Source organism: Shewanella sp. GJ50-10, from assembly GCF_055808815.1.
In genome coordinates this window covers 1929605-1946705 of record NZ_JBVVSS010000001.1, presented here as the reverse complement: position 1 = coordinate 1946705, position 17101 = coordinate 1929605, and the positions used below count along the sequence as shown (strand labels likewise).

General features: G+C 39.7%; 13 protein-coding genes and 4 tRNA genes. 15 read left to right on the top strand and 2 right to left on the bottom strand.

Annotated features, from left to right (window positions below; all coding sequences use genetic code 11):
* Positions 1-32 precede the first annotated feature (32 nt).
* From AC0L4E_RS08080 to AC0L4E_RS08020, 13 genes are all read left to right on the top strand, one after another.
* A tRNA-Asn gene (locus tag AC0L4E_RS08080) sits at positions 33-108 on the top strand.
* Between the two features lie 23 nt (positions 109-131).
* A tRNA-Asn gene (locus AC0L4E_RS08075) sits at positions 132-207 on the top strand.
* Positions 208-236: 29 nt separating this feature from the next.
* Positions 237-312 (top strand) — tRNA-Asn (locus AC0L4E_RS08070).
* Between the two features lie 21 nt (positions 313-333).
* Positions 334-409: transfer RNA gene (locus tag AC0L4E_RS08065), tRNA-Asn, on the top strand.
* A gap of 188 nt (positions 410-597) precedes the next feature.
* Positions 598-2499: an EAL domain-containing protein gene (locus AC0L4E_RS08060; protein WP_473678767.1), complete on the top strand. Its 1902-nt coding sequence runs from the start codon at positions 598-600 to the stop codon at positions 2497-2499.
* 123 nt (positions 2500-2622) lie between these two features.
* Entirely contained in the window at positions 2623-3201 is a 579-nt protein-coding gene (rsxA, locus tag AC0L4E_RS08055) for an electron transport complex subunit RsxA (protein WP_473678766.1), read from the top strand.
* A 2-nt stretch (positions 3202-3203) separates the two neighbouring features.
* Positions 3204-3821: an electron transport complex subunit RsxB gene (rsxB, locus tag AC0L4E_RS08050; RefSeq protein WP_473678765.1), complete on the top strand. Its 618-nt coding sequence runs from the start codon at positions 3204-3206 to the stop codon at positions 3819-3821.
* Positions 3815-6580: an electron transport complex subunit RsxC gene (rsxC, locus tag AC0L4E_RS08045; protein WP_473678764.1), complete on the top strand. Its 2766-nt coding sequence runs from the start codon at positions 3815-3817 to the stop codon at positions 6578-6580. Before rsxB ends, rsxC begins: the two co-directional genes overlap by 7 nt.
* Positions 6581-6582: 2 nt before the next feature.
* Positions 6583-7632 (top strand): electron transport complex subunit RsxD, encoded by a 1050-nt coding sequence (gene rsxD / locus AC0L4E_RS08040; protein ID WP_473678763.1) that lies wholly within the window; start codon positions 6583-6585, stop codon positions 7630-7632.
* A gap of 33 nt (positions 7633-7665) precedes the next feature.
* Positions 7666-8301, top strand: coding sequence for an electron transport complex subunit RsxG (gene rsxG / locus AC0L4E_RS08035; RefSeq protein ID WP_473678762.1), 636 nt, complete (start codon positions 7666-7668; stop codon positions 8299-8301).
* On the top strand, positions 8294-8989 hold the full coding sequence (locus AC0L4E_RS08030; protein WP_473678761.1) for an electron transport complex subunit E: 696 nt from the start codon (positions 8294-8296) through the stop codon (positions 8987-8989). Before rsxG ends, AC0L4E_RS08030 begins: the two co-directional genes overlap by 8 nt.
* A gap of 34 nt (positions 8990-9023) precedes the next feature.
* Positions 9024-9656, top strand: coding sequence for an endonuclease III (gene nth, locus AC0L4E_RS08025; protein ID WP_473678760.1), 633 nt, complete (start codon positions 9024-9026; stop codon positions 9654-9656).
* Positions 9657-10143: 487 nt separating this feature from the next.
* On the top strand, positions 10144-11373 hold the full coding sequence (locus tag AC0L4E_RS08020; RefSeq protein WP_473678759.1) for a Vgb family protein: 1230 nt from the start codon (positions 10144-10146) through the stop codon (positions 11371-11373).
* 96 nt (positions 11374-11469) lie between these two features.
* On the opposite strand, the gene AC0L4E_RS08015 is transcribed toward AC0L4E_RS08020, so the two are convergent.
* Positions 11470-12351 carry an AraC family transcriptional regulator gene (locus AC0L4E_RS08015; protein ID WP_473678758.1) on the bottom strand — a complete coding sequence of 294 codons (882 nt, stop codon included), beginning with the start codon at positions 12349-12351 and terminating at the stop codon, positions 11470-11472.
* Between the two features lie 268 nt (positions 12352-12619).
* Here AC0L4E_RS08015 and AC0L4E_RS08010 point away from each other — a divergent pair, with 268 nt between their 5' ends.
* Together AC0L4E_RS08010 and gloA are read left to right on the top strand one after the other, a co-directional pair.
* A complete protein-coding gene (locus tag AC0L4E_RS08010) occupies positions 12620-13570 on the top strand; it encodes an SDR family oxidoreductase (protein WP_473678757.1) in 951 nt (316 codons plus the stop codon).
* A 343-nt stretch (positions 13571-13913) separates the two neighbouring features.
* On the top strand, positions 13914-14324 hold the full coding sequence (gloA, locus tag AC0L4E_RS08005; protein ID WP_473681568.1) for a lactoylglutathione lyase: 411 nt from the start codon (positions 13914-13916) through the stop codon (positions 14322-14324).
* 77 nt (positions 14325-14401) lie between these two features.
* Here gloA and AC0L4E_RS08000 read toward each other — a convergent pair whose 3' ends face one another.
* The gene (locus AC0L4E_RS08000) at positions 14402-16915 is read right to left on the bottom strand and encodes a TonB-dependent receptor (protein WP_473678756.1); all 2514 of its coding nucleotides are present in this window, start codon (positions 16913-16915) and stop codon (positions 14402-14404) included.
* Between the last annotated feature and the right edge of the window lie 186 nt (positions 16916-17101).

Below are 17101 nucleotides of genomic sequence, written 5' to 3'. Positions count from 1 at the left end.
ATAGTTAGTTGAAAATAAAGATAAAATGAAATTCCCCTGTAGTTCAGTTGGTAGAACGGCGGACTGTTAATCCGTATGTCACTGGTTCGAGTCCAGTCCGGGGAGCCAATTTTATCTTAGTTTTAATCGATTCCCCTGTAGTTCAGTTGGTAGAACGGCGGACTGTTAATCCGTATGTCACTGGTTCGAGTCCAGTCTGGGGAGCCAATTAAAACACAATATAATGAAGTATCGATTCCCCTGTAGTTCAGTTGGTAGAACGGCGGACTGTTAATCCGTATGTCACTGGTTCAAGTCCAGTCTGGGGAGCCACTTCTTATATAAATCTTCAAATCCCCTGTAGTTCAGTTGGTAGAACGGCGGACTGTTAATCCGTATGTCACTGGTTCGAGTCCAGTCTGGGGAGCCAAGATTTTGACGCTTGGTCAATTTTATTCTTTCCTCTGATATCTATCTTATTTAAATTCCCTTATACTTTCTCAAAAATTACACTACAATTTTCAGTGTTAACTCCTTTATTTGTTATAGATTTTTAGTTTTTTGCCGTTATATTCAAACATATAATGACGTAAGACTTTTACAGGAAACGGACTCTTCATGGGCTTATCAAAATCATTTCAATTAGTTCTGTTTGTGATTTTTGGACTACTTCTTTATCGGATTTATGATCTGGAAAATAAGGAAATGCAACGCCAAGGTGCACTGGCCATTCAAAATTATAGTCAGCATGTTGATCAAATGACCGAATGGAATGAAGATGGCGAAGCCTTATACAAAGAATTATCGAAAACGTTCACCTTTAAATTTTTTCAATATATTCACACAAATGACAGTGAGCTCAATTTCACGTTTGGCAGCTTAGCGAAAAGTGATGACGAATTTGAAGATAAAATCTTTAAAATAGAGTTAAGCCATACCAAGTCTTTCCCTGAAGGTCGATTACAAGTTAGGTTAAGCACTCAGTCAGTTATTTCGACTAGCTTTGTTAATTTGGAAAAAGCAGCAACCCTAACAATCTTTGCTTATTTAATCATAATGATAAGTTTCGCTGTTTTAATGGCTATTCACCGCCGTGGAATTAAATACGCCTGTGATTATATAGAGCAAGTTCCCAACTTAAGCTTTCAAGCTGTTGAAACCTCTCGTCTTAGAGGCTCTTTAAAACCTATCGGTTTCGCTTTAGAAAAAAGCCGCATGGAATTAAAAACCAGCATCGACAATTTTCACAAAGAGAATAACTTACTCGCAAAAGCTGCAAACCAAGACCCAGTAACAGGATTTTCCACTCGCCGTCGCTTTAATGAACACATAAAAAAAATAAGCCAATCAGATAAAAAACAATTTGGCGTATTGGCGATTATCAAAGCAGCTGAACTATCTAGTATTAATCAATTACAAGGCCGTGAAGCTGGCGATGATTATTTAGGCCAAATAGCAGCATGTATTCGCCGTGCGGCGGCAAAGTTCGGTGTTAATGAATATTATCGAGTATCAAGCAGTGACTTTGCTCTATTCATTCAAGATATAACGGTCAAAGAAGCTGAAAAGTTTTTAATAGTTTTAAAAGGCTATTTAGATGAATACGCCCAAACAATAGAACCAGACAGCATTGCTCATAGTGGCATGGTGCCATTTGAAAGCAATAGTGACACCCATGCATTGCTAACACTAGCAGATACTGCTGTGAGCATAGCCCAAACCTCAGGCCCGAACCGTTACCATATCCTTGAAAAATTCTCGGGAAATGAACAGCTAGGTGACGATCACTGGAAAGTCACTATTAATGAATTGATTAACCGCAAAGGGCTTAAGTTTTTCCAGCAACCAATTCTGCCATGCAACAATCATGTTGATGTATATCGTGAACTCTACGCACGTTTCTTTAATACAGAAGGCTCAAACCTACCCACAGCAAGCGTTATAGCGATGTCAGAACGTCACGGTTTAAACGTTGATTTAGACAAAATGATTGTGGTTCACACATTGCAGTTACTTAATGCAAACCCAAGTTTAACGGGCAACTTTGGTGTCAATATAAGTGCATCCTCAGCGCTTCAAGAAGTCTTTGTATCTTGGCTTAGAGACATTCTATCTAGCCATCGCACTACTTCTGCAAGACTTGTATTTGAAGTAAATGAATCTGGAATGCAAAAAAATGTTACCGCCAGTCGCCGTTTTGTTCATGAAATGCATAAAGTCGGGGCTAAAGTTGCTATCCAACAATTTGGTTTAGGTTTCTCCTCGTTTAAATTTTTCCGCGAAGTAAAACCTGATGTCATCAAACTAGACAGCAGCTATAGTGAAGGGATTGATCAAGACAATAACAACAAGTTCTTTGTCAGAATGATTGTTGATATTTCACGCCGTATTGGCATAAAAGTCATCGCTACCGGTGTCGAAAGACAAGATGAAAAACTCACATTAGAAAAAATGTTGGTGGATGGACTCCAAGGATATTACATTGCTAGACCTGAAATTATCGCTAAAACAGATAAATAAATAATCAATGTAAGATCAATCTTCCAAAATCGGGTTATTATTTACATAACCCTTTTTTTATCCGTTGTTTCTCAAGCTTAAACCTTAGATAATATACATAATCTCAAATAGAAAAGTGTAGTAATGACAGACTATCTCTTACTGTTAATCGGCACAGTACTGGTTAACAATTTCGTTTTAGTAAAATTTCTTGGCTTATGCCCTTTTATGGGGGTATCTAGCAAACTTGCCTCCGCTATCGGAATGTCGATGGCTACCACGTTTGTATTGACCCTTGCGTCCATTTTAAGTTACCTAACTAACGAGTTTTTACTCCAGCCTTTCGATTTAACTTACCTGCGCACAATGAGCTTTATTCTTGTTATTGCGGTAGTAGTGCAATTTACTGAAATGCTAGTGCAAAAAACCAGTGCTTCTTTACACAGAGCATTAGGTATTTATCTTCCTTTGATCACCACAAACTGTGCCGTGTTAGGTGTCGCGTTACTAAACGTCAATGAAGACCACAACTTTATTCAATCTGCGGTATATGGCTTCGGCGCTGCAGTTGGATTTTCGTTAGTTTTAGTATTGTTCTCCGCGATGCGTGAAAGACTCGCAGCTGCTGATGTACCCTTGCCTTTTAAAGGTGGTGCTATTGCGATGATAACTGCTGGTTTAATGTCTCTTGCCTTTATGGGATTCGCGGGGCTAGTTAAATAGTCATGTCGAGTATTGCAATTGCTGTCTTAGTGCTGACAATCCTAGCACTCATTTTTGGCTTAATTCTTGGTTATGCTTCAATTAAATTTAAAGTTGAAGGCAACCCTATTATTGATCAAGTTGAAGCATTATTACCTCAAACTCAATGCGGTCAATGTGGTTACCCTGGCTGCAGACCTTACGCTGAAGCTATTGCTAATGGCGATAACATCAACAAGTGTCCACCAGGCGGCACAGCCACAATGGAAAAACTTGCTGGCCTAATGGGTGTTGACCCTGAGCCATTAAATGAAGTCGCGCAAGAAAGTGTTAAAAAAGTTGCCTACATACGTGAAGATGAATGTATTGGCTGCACTAAGTGTATCCAAGCATGCCCAGTCGATGCCATATTAGGTGCAGGCAAACTCATGCACACAGTTATTACCAAAGACTGTACAGGTTGTGACTTATGCGTAGAGCCATGTCCTGTAGACTGTATAGACATGATCCCAGTAGAACAAAATCTTAAAAATTGGGATTGGAAATTGGCCAGTATTCCTGTGACAGTCGTAGAAGATAAAACAGTCACGATTAACGTGAGCAAAAAAGATATTGAAGTAAAAGAGGATTCTCAGTGCTAACTTTATTAGAACAAATTGATAAAGGAACTTTATGGCACTCTCCTGGAGGGATCCATCCGCCGCAATTAAAATCATTATCAAATCAGACATCCACTGCCCATATTGCGCCTGCCAAGCATTATCGTATTCCGTTACCACAAGTTGGTGACTGCGCAAGGCTGAGTATTAACGTCGGAGATAAAGTCGCTAAAGGCCAGAAGTTAACTGATGGCGAAGGCTTTATGTATCTACCAGTGCACTCGCCTGTTTCAGGGGTAGTGACTGAAATCAGTTTACAAGCAAGTAACCACGCATCTGGTTTATCTACCCTGACCTGCATTATTGATACTGACGAATTAGATGCGCAAATCGAGTATCAATCATCGACTTTAGCTGAATTATCTAATCAGCAAATATTAGAAAAAATAAAACAAGCAGGTATTGCTGGCATGGGCGGAGCGACCTTTCCAAGCCATATTAAACTGAACCCTGCTAGTGAAATTGATTTAGTCATTATCAATGGCGTTGAATGCGAGCCTTACATCACTTCAGATGATGTATTAATGCGTGAAAATGCATTAGAAATATTGAAAGGCATTCAGGTCATTAATCAACTGCTTACACCGCAACGCATTATTGTCGCAATCGAAGACAATAAACCTGAAGCTTGCGCATCAATGCAGCACTGTTTAAACCAATTTGAAGACTTACAAAACATTGTAAAAATCACTGTTATTCCGACCAAATACCCTTCTGGTGGTGAAAAGCAACTAATACAGATCATTACTGGACGTGAAGTGCCAACGGGTAGCATTCCCGCTCAGCAAGGCATTGTGGTGCACAATGTGGGCACCGCATATGCTATTCAAGATGCAGTGCTGCACGGTAAACCGCTAATAGAACGTTTAGTAACATTAACTGGCGAACAAATAAAACAACCGGGTAATTACTGGCTGCCAATAGGCACCAGCGTTGAACACGCTTTGTCTGAAGTTGGCTTTTCTGCCGGTGATAATCAGAAAGTCATCATCGGTGGCCCTATGATGGGTTATGCCCTGCCAGATAATAATGTACCAGTGTTAAAAGGCACTAACTGCATTCTTGCACCTAGTGTTCATGAAATAGCGCCTGAAGTTGATGAAAAAGCATGTATTCGATGTGGCGAATGTGCCGTTGTTTGCCCTGCGTTGTTATTGCCTCAGCAATTATTTTGGCATGCAAAAGCTGAAGAATACGACAAAGCAGCTAGCTTTAACTTAAAGGACTGCATTGAATGCGGGTGTTGTAGTTTTGTCTGCCCAAGTGACATTCCACTAGTAGAGTATTATCGAATAGCGAAGTCTGCATTAAAAAATGAAGCAGAAGAGAAACAACAAGCTGAACAAGCCAAAGTTCGTTTCGAAGCACGCTTAAAACGTTTAGATGATGAAAAACGTGCACGCGAAGAAAAATCCAAATTAGCAGCAGAAAAACGTAAAGCCGCAGCCAATGCTAGTAGCAATAAAAATACCGTTGCTGAAGCCATGGCACGTGTCGCAGCCAAAAAACAAGCAGCTGAGCAAGCTAAACAACAAGAACCTGCAAACGGAAAATCAGCAGCAGTTAAAGCAGCTATTGAGCGTGCTAAAGCTAAAAAGCTTGCCAGTCAATCAAGTGAAACTGCTGATTCTGTTAATGACAAGCCGACGTCTGACAATCAAGTTCAACCAGCTGCAAATGATAAAAAAGCTCAAATAGCCGCTGCTGTTGCACGGGCAAAAGCTAAGAAATTAGCTCAGAAAAATACTGATTCAAATATCGATGAAGATGTTAGTAACACTGCTGCTGATACTGTTGTTGAGGCAGTTATTGATACAGGCACTGATCCTTCTAGCACTGAACCTGTTGATGACAAAAAGGCAAAAATAGCCGCAGCTGTCGCGCGTGCTAAAGCTAAGAAATTAGCTCAGAAAAATGCTGATTCGAATATCGATGAAGATGTTAGTAACACTGCTGCTGATACTGTTGTTGATGCAGTTATTGATAGAGGCACTGATGCTTCTAACACTGAACCTGTTGATGACAAGAAGGCAAAAATAGCCGCTGCTGTTGCACGCGCAAAGGCTAAGAAGTTAGCTCAGAAAAATGCTGATTCGAATGTCGATGAAGATGCTAGTAACACCGCTAACGCTGTTGTTGATGCAGTTATTGATACAGGCATTAATACTTCTAGCACTGAACCCGTTGATGACAAGAAGGCAAAAATAGCCGCTGCTGTCGCGCGCGCAAAAGCTAAGAAGTTAGCTCAGAAAAATGCTGATTCGAATGTCAATAAAGATGTGAGTAACACTGATGCTGTTGTTGATACAGGCACTGATGCTTCTAACACTGACCCCGTTACTGAACCCATTGATGAAAAAAAAGCAAAAATAGCCGCAGCTGTCGCGCGGGAAAAGGCTAAGAAGTTAGCACAGAAAAATGCTGATCTTGATTCAGAAAGCGAAAATATAACAGTCATTGCTCCTGTTGATGATAAAAAAGCTAAGATTGCTACCGCTGTTGCTCGAGCTAAAGCGAAAAAATTAGCTCAACAAAACGCTGAAAATGAAACAGTTGCAGAAATAGTGGAAGATAAACTAGCAGAAGATAATCTAGTTAAAGAAAGCCAACCGATAAAAACGATAGAAACACCTGACATCACTCAACCAGTTGATGACAAAAAAGCAAGAATTGCTGCAGCTGTTGCCAAAGCAAAAGCGAAAAAATTGGCAAATCAACAAAAGTTGAGTGAAAAGGAATAATCATGGCATTTAAAATTGCATCATCACCACATGTCAGCACTAGCTTACAAACCAATAAAGTTATGCAACGTGTCGCTTTATGCCTTATTCCTGGTATTTTAGCGCAAGTCTACTTTTTTGGTATGGGCACTTTAGTTCAAATACTCATCGCGGTAATTACGTGTTTAGTCGCTGAAGCTGCAATTATGAAGCTTCGCAATAAATCGATTAAGAATGCCTTATCTGATAACAGCGCCTTAGTCACTGGATTATTAATTGCAGTTGCCATTCCCCCACTCACCCCTTGGTGGATGACGGTCATTGGTTGCAGCTTTGCTATCGTGATCGTAAAACACTTATATGGTGGTTTGGGCAATAATATATTTAATCCCGCCATGGCGGCTTATGTTTTATTACTAGTATCATTCCCACTGCAAATGACTAACTGGGTTGCCCCTATTGAGTTAGCCGCTAATCATGTTGGCATAGTGGCAGCTTTTGCCCATATTTTTGAATTTAGTTCTGCCGGTTTAGATCATTTCAGAATAGCTATTGATGGTCACACCATGGCGACCCCGCTTGATACTTTCAAAACAGATTTATCCATGGGGATGACCAGTAGCGAGAGCTTGCAGCGAAATGTATTTGATGGCATGACAGGTGTCGGCTGGTTTGGGGTGAATTTAGCCTACCTTGCTGGCGGCTTAATTATGCTTAAACTCAAGGTGATCCGCTGGCATATCAGTACCGGTATATTACTGGCCATATTTGTCTGCGCCGGCATCGGTTTCTTACTAAACCCAGATACTCATGCCAGTCCAATGTTGCACTTATTTTCTGGTGGCACCATGTTGTGCGCATTCTTTATCGCAACCGATCCTGTCACCGCGGCGACCAGTACCCGTGGAAGGTTATTATTCGGTGTAATTATCGGTGTACTCATTTTTGTGATTAGAACTTACGGTGGTTACCCTGATGCTGTCGCTTTTGCAGTGTTACTTGCCAATATGTGCGCGCCATTTATTGATTATTATATCCGCCCACGTTCATACGGTCATCGTGCGGGTAATTAAGCCCAAAAGCATTGGTTTCAAACAGGATTAAACATGTTCAATATTATTACTAGAAACGGCCTCATTCTCGCCCTGTTTGCACTGTGCTGTACAGGCTTGGTCGCTTCAGTGAACTTTTTTACTCAAGATCGCATTATCGAGCAACAACGTAAGCAACTCGCAGGTGTATTAGAACAAATCATTCCCACTGATTTGCATGACAATGAATTAACTGAAGATTGTATTCTTGTCACCAATAAAGAGTTTTTGGGTACGGATGAAGCCCTACCTGTGTATATTGCAAAAATGCAGCAACAACCTGTAGCTATTGCAATTGAAGCGATTGCACCAGATGGATACAACGGCGATATAAAAATTATTTTGGGTGTCAATAACGATAATGAGTTGCTGGGAGTGAGAACATTAACCCATCAGGAAACACCTGGCTTGGGTGATAAAATTGAATTGCGCAAATCAGATTGGGTATTAGGTTTTAGCGGATTATCATTTGATGCAGACCCTAAGCCTTTCGCTGTTAAAAAAGACGGTGGAGATATCGATCAGTTTACAGGTGCAACCATCACACCACGCGCCTATGTAAAAGCGATTAATAATGCGCTTACTTTTGTCAGCCAAAACCGAGAAACGCTTTATAACACCGTTAACCATTGTGGACGTGAACATGACTAATTATCGCGAAATAGCATGGCAAGGGCTGTGGAAAAATAACCCAGGCTTAGTACAACTCCTTGGTTTATGCCCACTTCTTGCCGTAACGGCAACAGTAACTAATGCCTTGGGTTTAGGTTTAGCGACCTTAATTGTTTTGGTTGGTTCCAATGTACTGGTTTCTTTAGTGCGCGAATTTGTACCAAAAGAAATTCGAATTCCCGTTTTTGTCATGATCATTGCAGCCCTTGTGACGTGCGTACAATTGCTCATTAACGCCTATGCTTACGGGCTGTATTTATCGTTAGGTATCTTTTTACCACTTATCGTGACTAACTGCGTCATTATTGGCCGAGCTGAAGCATTTGCTTCACGCAATAATGTCACCAGCGCCGCCTATGACGGATTAATGATGGGGTTCGGTTTTACTGCTGTTTTAGTTGTTTTAGGCGGTATGCGTGAATTATTGGGTCAAGGCACATTATTTGATGGCGCCGAATTATTACTCGGTGATTGGGCAAGTTCGCTAACAATTCAAGTATTCAATGTCGACACCCCCTTCTTACTTGCGATGTTACCACCAGGCGCATTTATAGCGATGGGGTTACTTATTGCGCTTAAGAATGTAATCGATACCAAAATTGAACAACGTAAACCTCAGCAAGCGACGGAAACGATCGCCCGCGCTAGGATCACCAAAGTTGGCTAATGTTTAATTAATTTCAAAATAACGAACAAATAAAATGAATAAACAAAAACGCTATGAAATGCTGACAAGGCTTAGGGATAATAACCCTAAGCCAGAAACAGAACTTAACTTTGCATCGCCTTTCGAATTACTCGTTGCAGTAACACTATCAGCGCAAGCAACCGATGTCAGTGTTAACAAAGCGACCGACAAGTTGTTCCCTGTAGCCAATACACCTCAACAGATATTTGATTTAGGTGTTGAAGGACTTAAAACCTACATTAAAACCATAGGTTTATATAACAACAAAGCCATCAATGTCATCAAAGCCTGTAAAATGCTAATAGAGCTTCATGACGGCGAAGTACCACAAAATAGAGAAGCATTAGAAGCATTACCGGGTGTTGGAAGAAAAACGGCTAATGTTGTGCTCAATACCGCTTTTGGCTGGCCTACGATTGCTGTCGATACCCATATTTTCAGAATGGCAAATCGAACCAAATTTGCCATGGGTAAAAATGTCGACCAAGTCGAAGAGAAGATGTTAAAAGTGACACCTGCCGAGTTTAAAGTCGATGTTCATCATTGGTTTATTCTACACGGCCGTTATACCTGCATTGCGAGAAAACCACGCTGTGGTAGCTGTATGATTGAAGATTTGTGTGAATTTAAAGATAAAACAGAATAACGAATTATTTGAACAGTGTTTTTGGTTTAATCATTAAACTTAGATCAAGAGCACTGCTGATTCGTTTATAGTTGCTAATAGAATAGTCTTTATATGAATCGTTTTTAAAAGAATAGCCTTTAAAAGAATAGACTTAAACTAAGATTTCACCTTATCCTTCAGCACAGCCCTCACCTTATTCCAATAAACATTAAACACTTTAGCCCTATCTAATCCGTACTCTTTGTCGTCTTTAGTCTGTCATTCCAAGTTTGGTACTAATAAACATTACATATCGGATAAATGATCTACTAGCTTAATTTTCATGTGTCTGAAAAGTTTGCACTCAATTAGCCTCGCGCTAAAAAACTTGACCTGCTTGAACACTTTATGTGTAAATTAGCTATTGTTTATTCAACTGCCAATTAATTGAATCTTTCATGCGTGATAGTCAATCTCGTGTTTGTATCAATATTAGATGGCATAAAATCAAAGCTAAGGATCGCTAATGACACAAAAACATTATTTTAAAAACTATGCCGCTTTAACGTCATTATCAATCTTAGTTTTCAGCCCAATTCCAGTTAATAGCAACGAACTAGAGCAAAAGGTTAATCAGCTTTGTTCAACATGCCATAGCGTAAATAATCTTGAGCGAAGTTCAGGTTATAGCAAAGAAGATTGGCAATCCATGCTGGGTTATATGGTCAATCTAGATCCCAATACATTAAATTCAGATAAGCTTAGTGGTTATCTTGCAGATGAATACCCAATAAATAACAAACGAGCATCACAGGTTATTAATGGTGATCTTACTTTGAAGTTTAACTACTGGCAGGTTCCAACATTAGGTCAACGAGCACGTGATCCAATACAAGGAAGCGATGGCATAATTTGGTGGGTTGGACAATGGGGCAATATTCTAGGGCGCCTAGATCCAGTATCTGGAGAAATGAAAGAATATACGTTACCAGCGGGAACCTACCCTCACAGTGTTTCGTTAGATAGAGATCTTAACCCTTGGTTCTTAGGAAACAAGAATGGCACTGTGGGCTATTTAGATCTCAATACTGAAAAATTCAAAGTATTTAGTATGCCAGATGAAAATGCGCGTGATCCACATACAGGAGTATTTGATAATAAAGGCATTTTTTGGTTCACCCTTCAGCACAGCAATATGGTTGGTAAGCTAGATCCTGTTAATGGTAATATTCAGTTAGCCTCTTTACCCACTAAAAACTCACGTCCTTATGGCATAAAACTAGACTCAACGGGTACGCCTTGGGTTTCATGTAATGGCTCTAACTGTCTGATTAAAATCAATACAAAATCAATGGAATTAGAAGAAATTAAATTGCCGGGTGAGCAAACTCATACTAGGCGCCTCGCCATTACCGATAACGACATGATTTATTATGTTAACTCAGGCATGGGTAAGCTTGGTAGATACAATCCTAAAACTGGACAAATCTTTGAATGGGATAGTCCCAGTGGCAGCAAAAGTCATCCATATGCGATTGAGTATTCCGGTGAAGCAATTTGGTTTAATGAATCAGCTAAAAGGCCGGAAACCTTAGTCAGATTTGATTTAGAAACAGAAACTATGCAAAGTTGGCAAATCCCAAGCAAAGAAGGAGTTTATTCAGGGCTAATTCGCCATATGAGAATGGGGAACAATGGACTGATTATCCATCAAACGGCTACAAATCAATTAGCTGAAATTACTTGGTCTAAATAATACCTATCTTCAAAATCGGATACCTTGCTTTTATATATTTGATGACTCAAATTAACTAAAGATATAGAAGCAAGTAATGGTCAATTATACGGCTTGTCATTGTCCTATAGAGACCTCTGTTGCTTGACTCCACTGCTTCGGAGATTGACCATACATTCTCTTAAATTCCCGACTAAATTGTGACGAACTTTGATAGCCAACGTCTAATGCCGCACTACTTACATTCATTCCTCCAGCAATATTCATCGCAGCTGTATTCAACCTCATTGATTTAACAAATTGAATCGGTGACATTGAAGTCGCTTGCTTAAATTTACGGTGCAAAACAGCGCGGCTCATCCCAACCTGTGCAGCCATATCATCTATAGTGACAACTTCGTTTAAATGGCTAGATAAGTAATTAATTGATTTCGCAATTTCATTCCCTACTCCGTAAGCATTTCTTGCTGCTACCCCTGCACTGCCTTTTAAAACTGCATAATACAATTCTCTAAGACGCCCATCCGCTAATATCGGAATATCGATGGCTCTATCTGTTAACTGTACCAATCTCAATAAAGAATCTGTAAAAGCATCATCCCAACAAGCCAATGTTAGGCCCTGCGAGATTGAAGCCTTATTGGTTTGGGTAGATGTAACAGCCATCTCTATGGTTAATTCAGTCATTACTTTCGTATCCAAAGAAATCATCACCCCTAATAAAGGCTTATCAGGTGTTGCCTTTGGTGTACCAGCTTCAACAGGCATAGACATAGGACAGCACATATATTGATTTTCATCATAGATAAAATGCTTCCCATCTAATATTGCTTCCTTTTCACCACTAACAATAGCAACAACACAAGGTTGATACATCGCAGGTAAACAACGCATCGACTGACTCACTCGAAAAAACTGAACACCTTTAACTCCAGTATCTATAACGCCATCTTCAACGACTCTAGTTTCAATAATTTGTTTAATTAATTGCTTACTCATATGTCTAATGCTCTTTAATAACCTACCCCAAAACTAGCATTGGTATCCCCTCAACTCAACACAGTGATACAAATAGGCATATTTTAGAGACTATATCGTCTAGTTACCTCTAATTGTGAGAGTTATAGTGGTTGCAACACCAATTAAGGCCAACATTTTTCAGGCCATATAATCTGTACACAATTACTCGGTATTTATATAGAAAATAGCCATCAAGTAATTGTTTTATAGATTTAACACTTAACCACACAATGGTAGGACTTAAGATATGACAACCAAAAATCAATTTGGCCCAAAGGGCTGGACACCAGATCTTTTAGGCTCACTTGCAGGTAAAACTTATGTTATTACTGGTGCAAATAGCGGCGCAGGTTTTCAAGCATCTCGTATATTGCTTACCAAAGGTGCTAAGGTTGTCATGCTCAACCGTAATCAAGTTAAGTCCGATGATGCCATTAATAGATTAAAACAAGAGTTTGGTAAAAAAGCTGATATTAGCTTTATACAGTCAGATCTTGCACAACTGGCCTCAGTCCGCAGCGCAGCTGAAGCAGTATTACAAAATGTCAGTAATATTGATGCTCTTATATGTAATGGCGCTATTGCGCAAATCGCTACGCAAGAATTCACTGTTGATGGTTTTGAAAGTCAACTTGGCGTTAATCACTACGGTCACTTTTTATTATGTGGATTACTGTTTAATCGAATTGAAGAATCAAATGGACGAATAGTCGTGGTGGCAAGCGAAGGTTATAAAATGGGACTAAAATCAATTCAATTTGAAGATATGAATTGGAATAAAAACTATCACCCTAATAAAACATACTGCCACAGCAAGTTGGCACAAATGATGTTTGCCTATCAATTGCAGAACAAAATCACAGCAGAAAATAAGAAAGTAGAAGTTTATGTTTGTCATCCTGGAGCGTCTAACACTTCACTTATCAATGACAAAGTAAGCTTGCTTACGCGAGCTTCGTGGAAAGTAATGATTAAACTTGGACTGGTGCAAACTGCAGAACAAGGTGCGTTTCCTGAAGTTATGTGTGCAACTGAGAAAAACCTTAAGCAACGGGCTTATTATGGCCCTTCAGGAAGATGGAATTGGGTAGGACCTGTCGATGAATGCGAACTTAAACCCTTTGCACTAGAGTCCAATGTCTTAAACAAACTTTGGTTATTATCGGAAAAAGAAACATCATTTAAGTGGTCTTTTTAAAGAAAAAACTAAGAAAATTAAATTTAAGATACAAAAAAACCGCATTAAGCGGTTTTTTTATGGCTATTTGGTCAACGTTATTAAAACAAAGATACAAAAAAAGCACTGAAACAAATTGCGATTACTACTGAGGTACCAAGAGCCATTTTTAATTCTGTTGTCATTGTTATAGTCTCCAAATGAATATAATTTAATTTTAGCGAGTATCAGTAATATTCCCAGTGTTAAGCCACAATTATGTGAACTGAAACAATTATTTTTATGGTTAAAATCAATTTTTTAACTGCAATAGAAATTTGCTATGCTAACAAAAATTACCCTAACAACAATTAAAGAGCACACTATGTCGCAATTACTTCATACTATGATCCGTGTTGGAAACCTTGACCGCAGCATTGAGTTTTACACTCAAGTAATGGGCATGAAATTACTCAGAAAATCTGAGAATGCAGAATACAAATATACCCTTGCTTTTGTAGGGTTTGGCGAAGAATCAACTGGCCAAGCAGTGATTGAATTAACCTACAATTGGGGCACAGACAGCTACGATTTAGGTAATGGTTTTGGTCATCTTGCTATTGGTGAAGAAAACATTTATCAACGTTGTGATGCTATTGCTGCTGCAGGCGGAAAAATAACCCGTGCTCCAGGCCCTGTTGCTGGCGGCACAACCGAAATCGCGTTCGTTGAAGATCCTGACGGTTACAAAATCGAACTAATTCAAAAGAATGCCATGACTGAAGGCTTAGGGTAACCACTGATTTAAGTTGCTATACATTAGCCAATAAAAAAGCCAGCAATTGCTGGCTTTTTTGATGGTGTAAAGTTCGATTAGAACTTCATTGTTACACCAGCGAAGTAAGTACGACCGATTGTGTCGTAAACTTCTGGTACTGTACCACCGTCACTACCGTTAGAAACTCTTGATGGCTCTTCATCAGTGATATTCTTAACACCAGCGCTTAGCATCCAGCTATCGTTGATAAAGTAACTAGCTGAAACATTGTGATAAAGAATTGAATCAACTTTATTGCCAGCACTTAAGTCATCCATTTCACCGATATAACGGTTGAAGTACATTACACTCCAATCATCTTGGCCAGCTTTGATACTAAAGTTATTACGTACTTGAGCGTATGCGCCAAAGTTACCGTCGATAGTATTTGTGTAATCAATGCCATCTTGTTCAAAGTTCAACAAGTAAGTCGTATCGTTGCTGATAGTCCAATCTAAGTTCAGCGCATCGAACGTATAAGCTAAGTTAAAATCAATACCACTTGTATCTTGGTAACCTACGTTAGTTAACGAGTTAGTTAAGTTAGATAAATCACCGTTTGGTCCGATGTTAAATAATTCACAAGTTGATTGGTCGCCAGCGTAACATGCATTAAGACCTGCTTGAGTATCTAAACGAGTAATCGCGTTTTTAACTTTAAAGCGCCAGTAATCAAGTGTTAAAGACATGCCATCAACATAGCTAGGCGAGTAAACTAAACCTGCTGTATAAGACTCTGACTCTTCTGGTTCAAGATCTTCGTCAGATGTGTAGTTAACCAAGATTTGTGGATCTTGCTCATTACCCCAAGGATCTGTTAAGTAGTCGAACGAACCTGAGTTACCACCGTATAGCTCACTCACACTTGGTGCACGGAAACCAGTAGCGGCTACAGTACGGATCATTAAGTCATCAGTCGCTTCATAAGTTAAACCGATTTTCCAAGTTGATGCGTTACCAAATGTTGAGTAATCATCAAAGCGTAATGCGAATTCACCGGTTAGTTTTTCAGTGAATGGTACGCTTACTTCTTGGAAAATAGAGATTACGCTGTAATCACCATCCGTTGGGTCCTGCTGTGCTGCAGTACTGTCACCAGCAATTACGATTGGATCTGGGTTGTAATAACCACTCTCGTAACGGTATTCAGCACCGATTGCGAAAGCAACAGCACCAGCATCTAAGTCAAACAACTCACCCGTAAGGCCTGCAGAGAAGACGTGCTGTTCATTACCACCATCTGCTTCTTCAGTGTAAGCAACGCTGTCTAATAACGCTTGGTCTGTCATTGGCTGACCAGTTAACCATGGGTCTTGATCTGCATAAATTGCGTCAGTCATGATTGATGCATTAATTGAGTTTTCAACCGCTGTTTTAGCTTTGTTTTTACCGTAAGTGTATGAAACATCCCAATCCATACCTGTATTAACATCAATGTAGCCAGCTAAACCAGCAGATACACGTAATGTATCAGTATCTTGAGTGTAAACACGTGGACCTACGTCATTCATACGTTTTCTGTAGTTAACTTGACCTTTATCATCTGCAGTAATACCTGCATCAATCATATCTTGATCAAGTTCGAAACATGTTGCTGGATCATCGCCTGCTTCACATACATCAAGAGTAAGGTTGGCAGGTTGAGGTGCTAATTGTTGGTTAGACTTACGCTTAGTATAAAGAATATCACCTGTAAGGATTAAGTCATTGCCCAACTCTTGAGTCATATTAGCAAATAAGCTGTAACGCTTACTTGGCGTTTGGTAGAAACTATCTTGAGTGTAGTCATAGCCTTCACCACGATCTACCCAGTTACCATTTTCATCTTTAACCATTCCACCTAAAGAACCATCTGGGATGAATGAGCTATCACCAGGAGTGGTCCAGTCACGGTCCGATTGAACAACACCTTTACGCTCAGAGTAGGCAGCACCAATTGTGTAGTTACCGCGTTCAGTGTTGAAACCGTATAGTGCACTGATTTCACCGTTTTCACCGTCGCTCTTGTCAGTCATGCCGCCCTGAACGTCTACCTGAAAACCTTCAAAATCTTTCTTAGTAATGATGTTAACTACACCAGCAATAGCGTCTGAGCCATATACTGCAGAAGCACCATCTTTAAGGATTTCTACTCGTGCAATCATAGCAACTGGGATAGCGTTTAAATCAACAGCACTATCAGCACCAGAGCCAGAGTTAACCATACGGCGGCCATTAAGCAGTACTAGAGTACGTTGTGAACCCATACCACGTAAATCTACTTGGGCTACACCGTCTGAACCGTTGTTGGTACTAGAACCAACTGCAGCACCTGCCATAGAAGTTTGGGCTTGTAGTAACTCATCTACCGTTGTAAAACCTTCCGAACGAATCGCAGCAGCATCAATAACAGTAACTGGCGAAGCAGTTTCCATGTCTTGACGTTGAATACGGGAGCCTGTAACTGCAATTCTTTCTACATTTGCAGATTCTTCTTCAGCATAAGCGCTTACTGAAACAGCTGAAGCAGCAGAAACTGAGGCTAATAACGCCACATTTATGCTGTTGGATATTTTAGATCTTTTAATCATTTGTTGCTCCCTGGTGATATCTTTTCTTATTCTGTTTACGCAATTAAATAAGTATTTAAATTTGCGTTGGACTAGATACTGAATAACCAGAGATATTTCGTCAAACCACTAACTTGTAACTTTTGAACCATTTTTTGTTAATGAATATGCACCACATTTGTAAATCAAAATAAGTGATAAACATCT

Excerpts from the sequence above, each read along its gene's own strand:
- gloA (WP_473681568.1), top strand. The coding sequence starts at position 13,914 with ATGTCGCAATTACTTCATACTATGATCCGTGTTGGAAACCTTGACCGC.
- AC0L4E_RS08000 (WP_473678756.1), bottom strand. The coding sequence starts at position 16,915 with ATGATTAAAAGATCTAAAATATCCAACAGCATAAATGTGGCGTTATTA.
- AC0L4E_RS08015 (WP_473678758.1), bottom strand. The coding sequence starts at position 12,351 with ATGAGTAAGCAATTAATTAAACAAATTATTGAAACTAGAGTCGTTGAA.
- AC0L4E_RS08020 (WP_473678759.1), top strand. The coding sequence starts at position 10,144 with ATGACACAAAAACATTATTTTAAAAACTATGCCGCTTTAACGTCATTA.
- AC0L4E_RS08030 (WP_473678761.1), top strand. The coding sequence starts at position 8,294 with ATGACTAATTATCGCGAAATAGCATGGCAAGGGCTGTGGAAAAATAAC.
- rsxA (WP_473678766.1), top strand. The coding sequence starts at position 2,623 with ATGACAGACTATCTCTTACTGTTAATCGGCACAGTACTGGTTAACAAT.
- rsxB (WP_473678765.1), top strand. The coding sequence starts at position 3,204 with ATGTCGAGTATTGCAATTGCTGTCTTAGTGCTGACAATCCTAGCACTC.
- rsxG (WP_473678762.1), top strand. The coding sequence starts at position 7,666 with ATGTTCAATATTATTACTAGAAACGGCCTCATTCTCGCCCTGTTTGCA.
- AC0L4E_RS08060 (WP_473678767.1), top strand. The coding sequence starts at position 598 with ATGGGCTTATCAAAATCATTTCAATTAGTTCTGTTTGTGATTTTTGGA.
- AC0L4E_RS08010 (WP_473678757.1), top strand. The coding sequence starts at position 12,620 with ATGACAACCAAAAATCAATTTGGCCCAAAGGGCTGGACACCAGATCTT.
- nth (WP_473678760.1), top strand. The coding sequence starts at position 9,024 with ATGAATAAACAAAAACGCTATGAAATGCTGACAAGGCTTAGGGATAAT.
- rsxD (WP_473678763.1), top strand. The coding sequence starts at position 6,583 with ATGGCATTTAAAATTGCATCATCACCACATGTCAGCACTAGCTTACAA.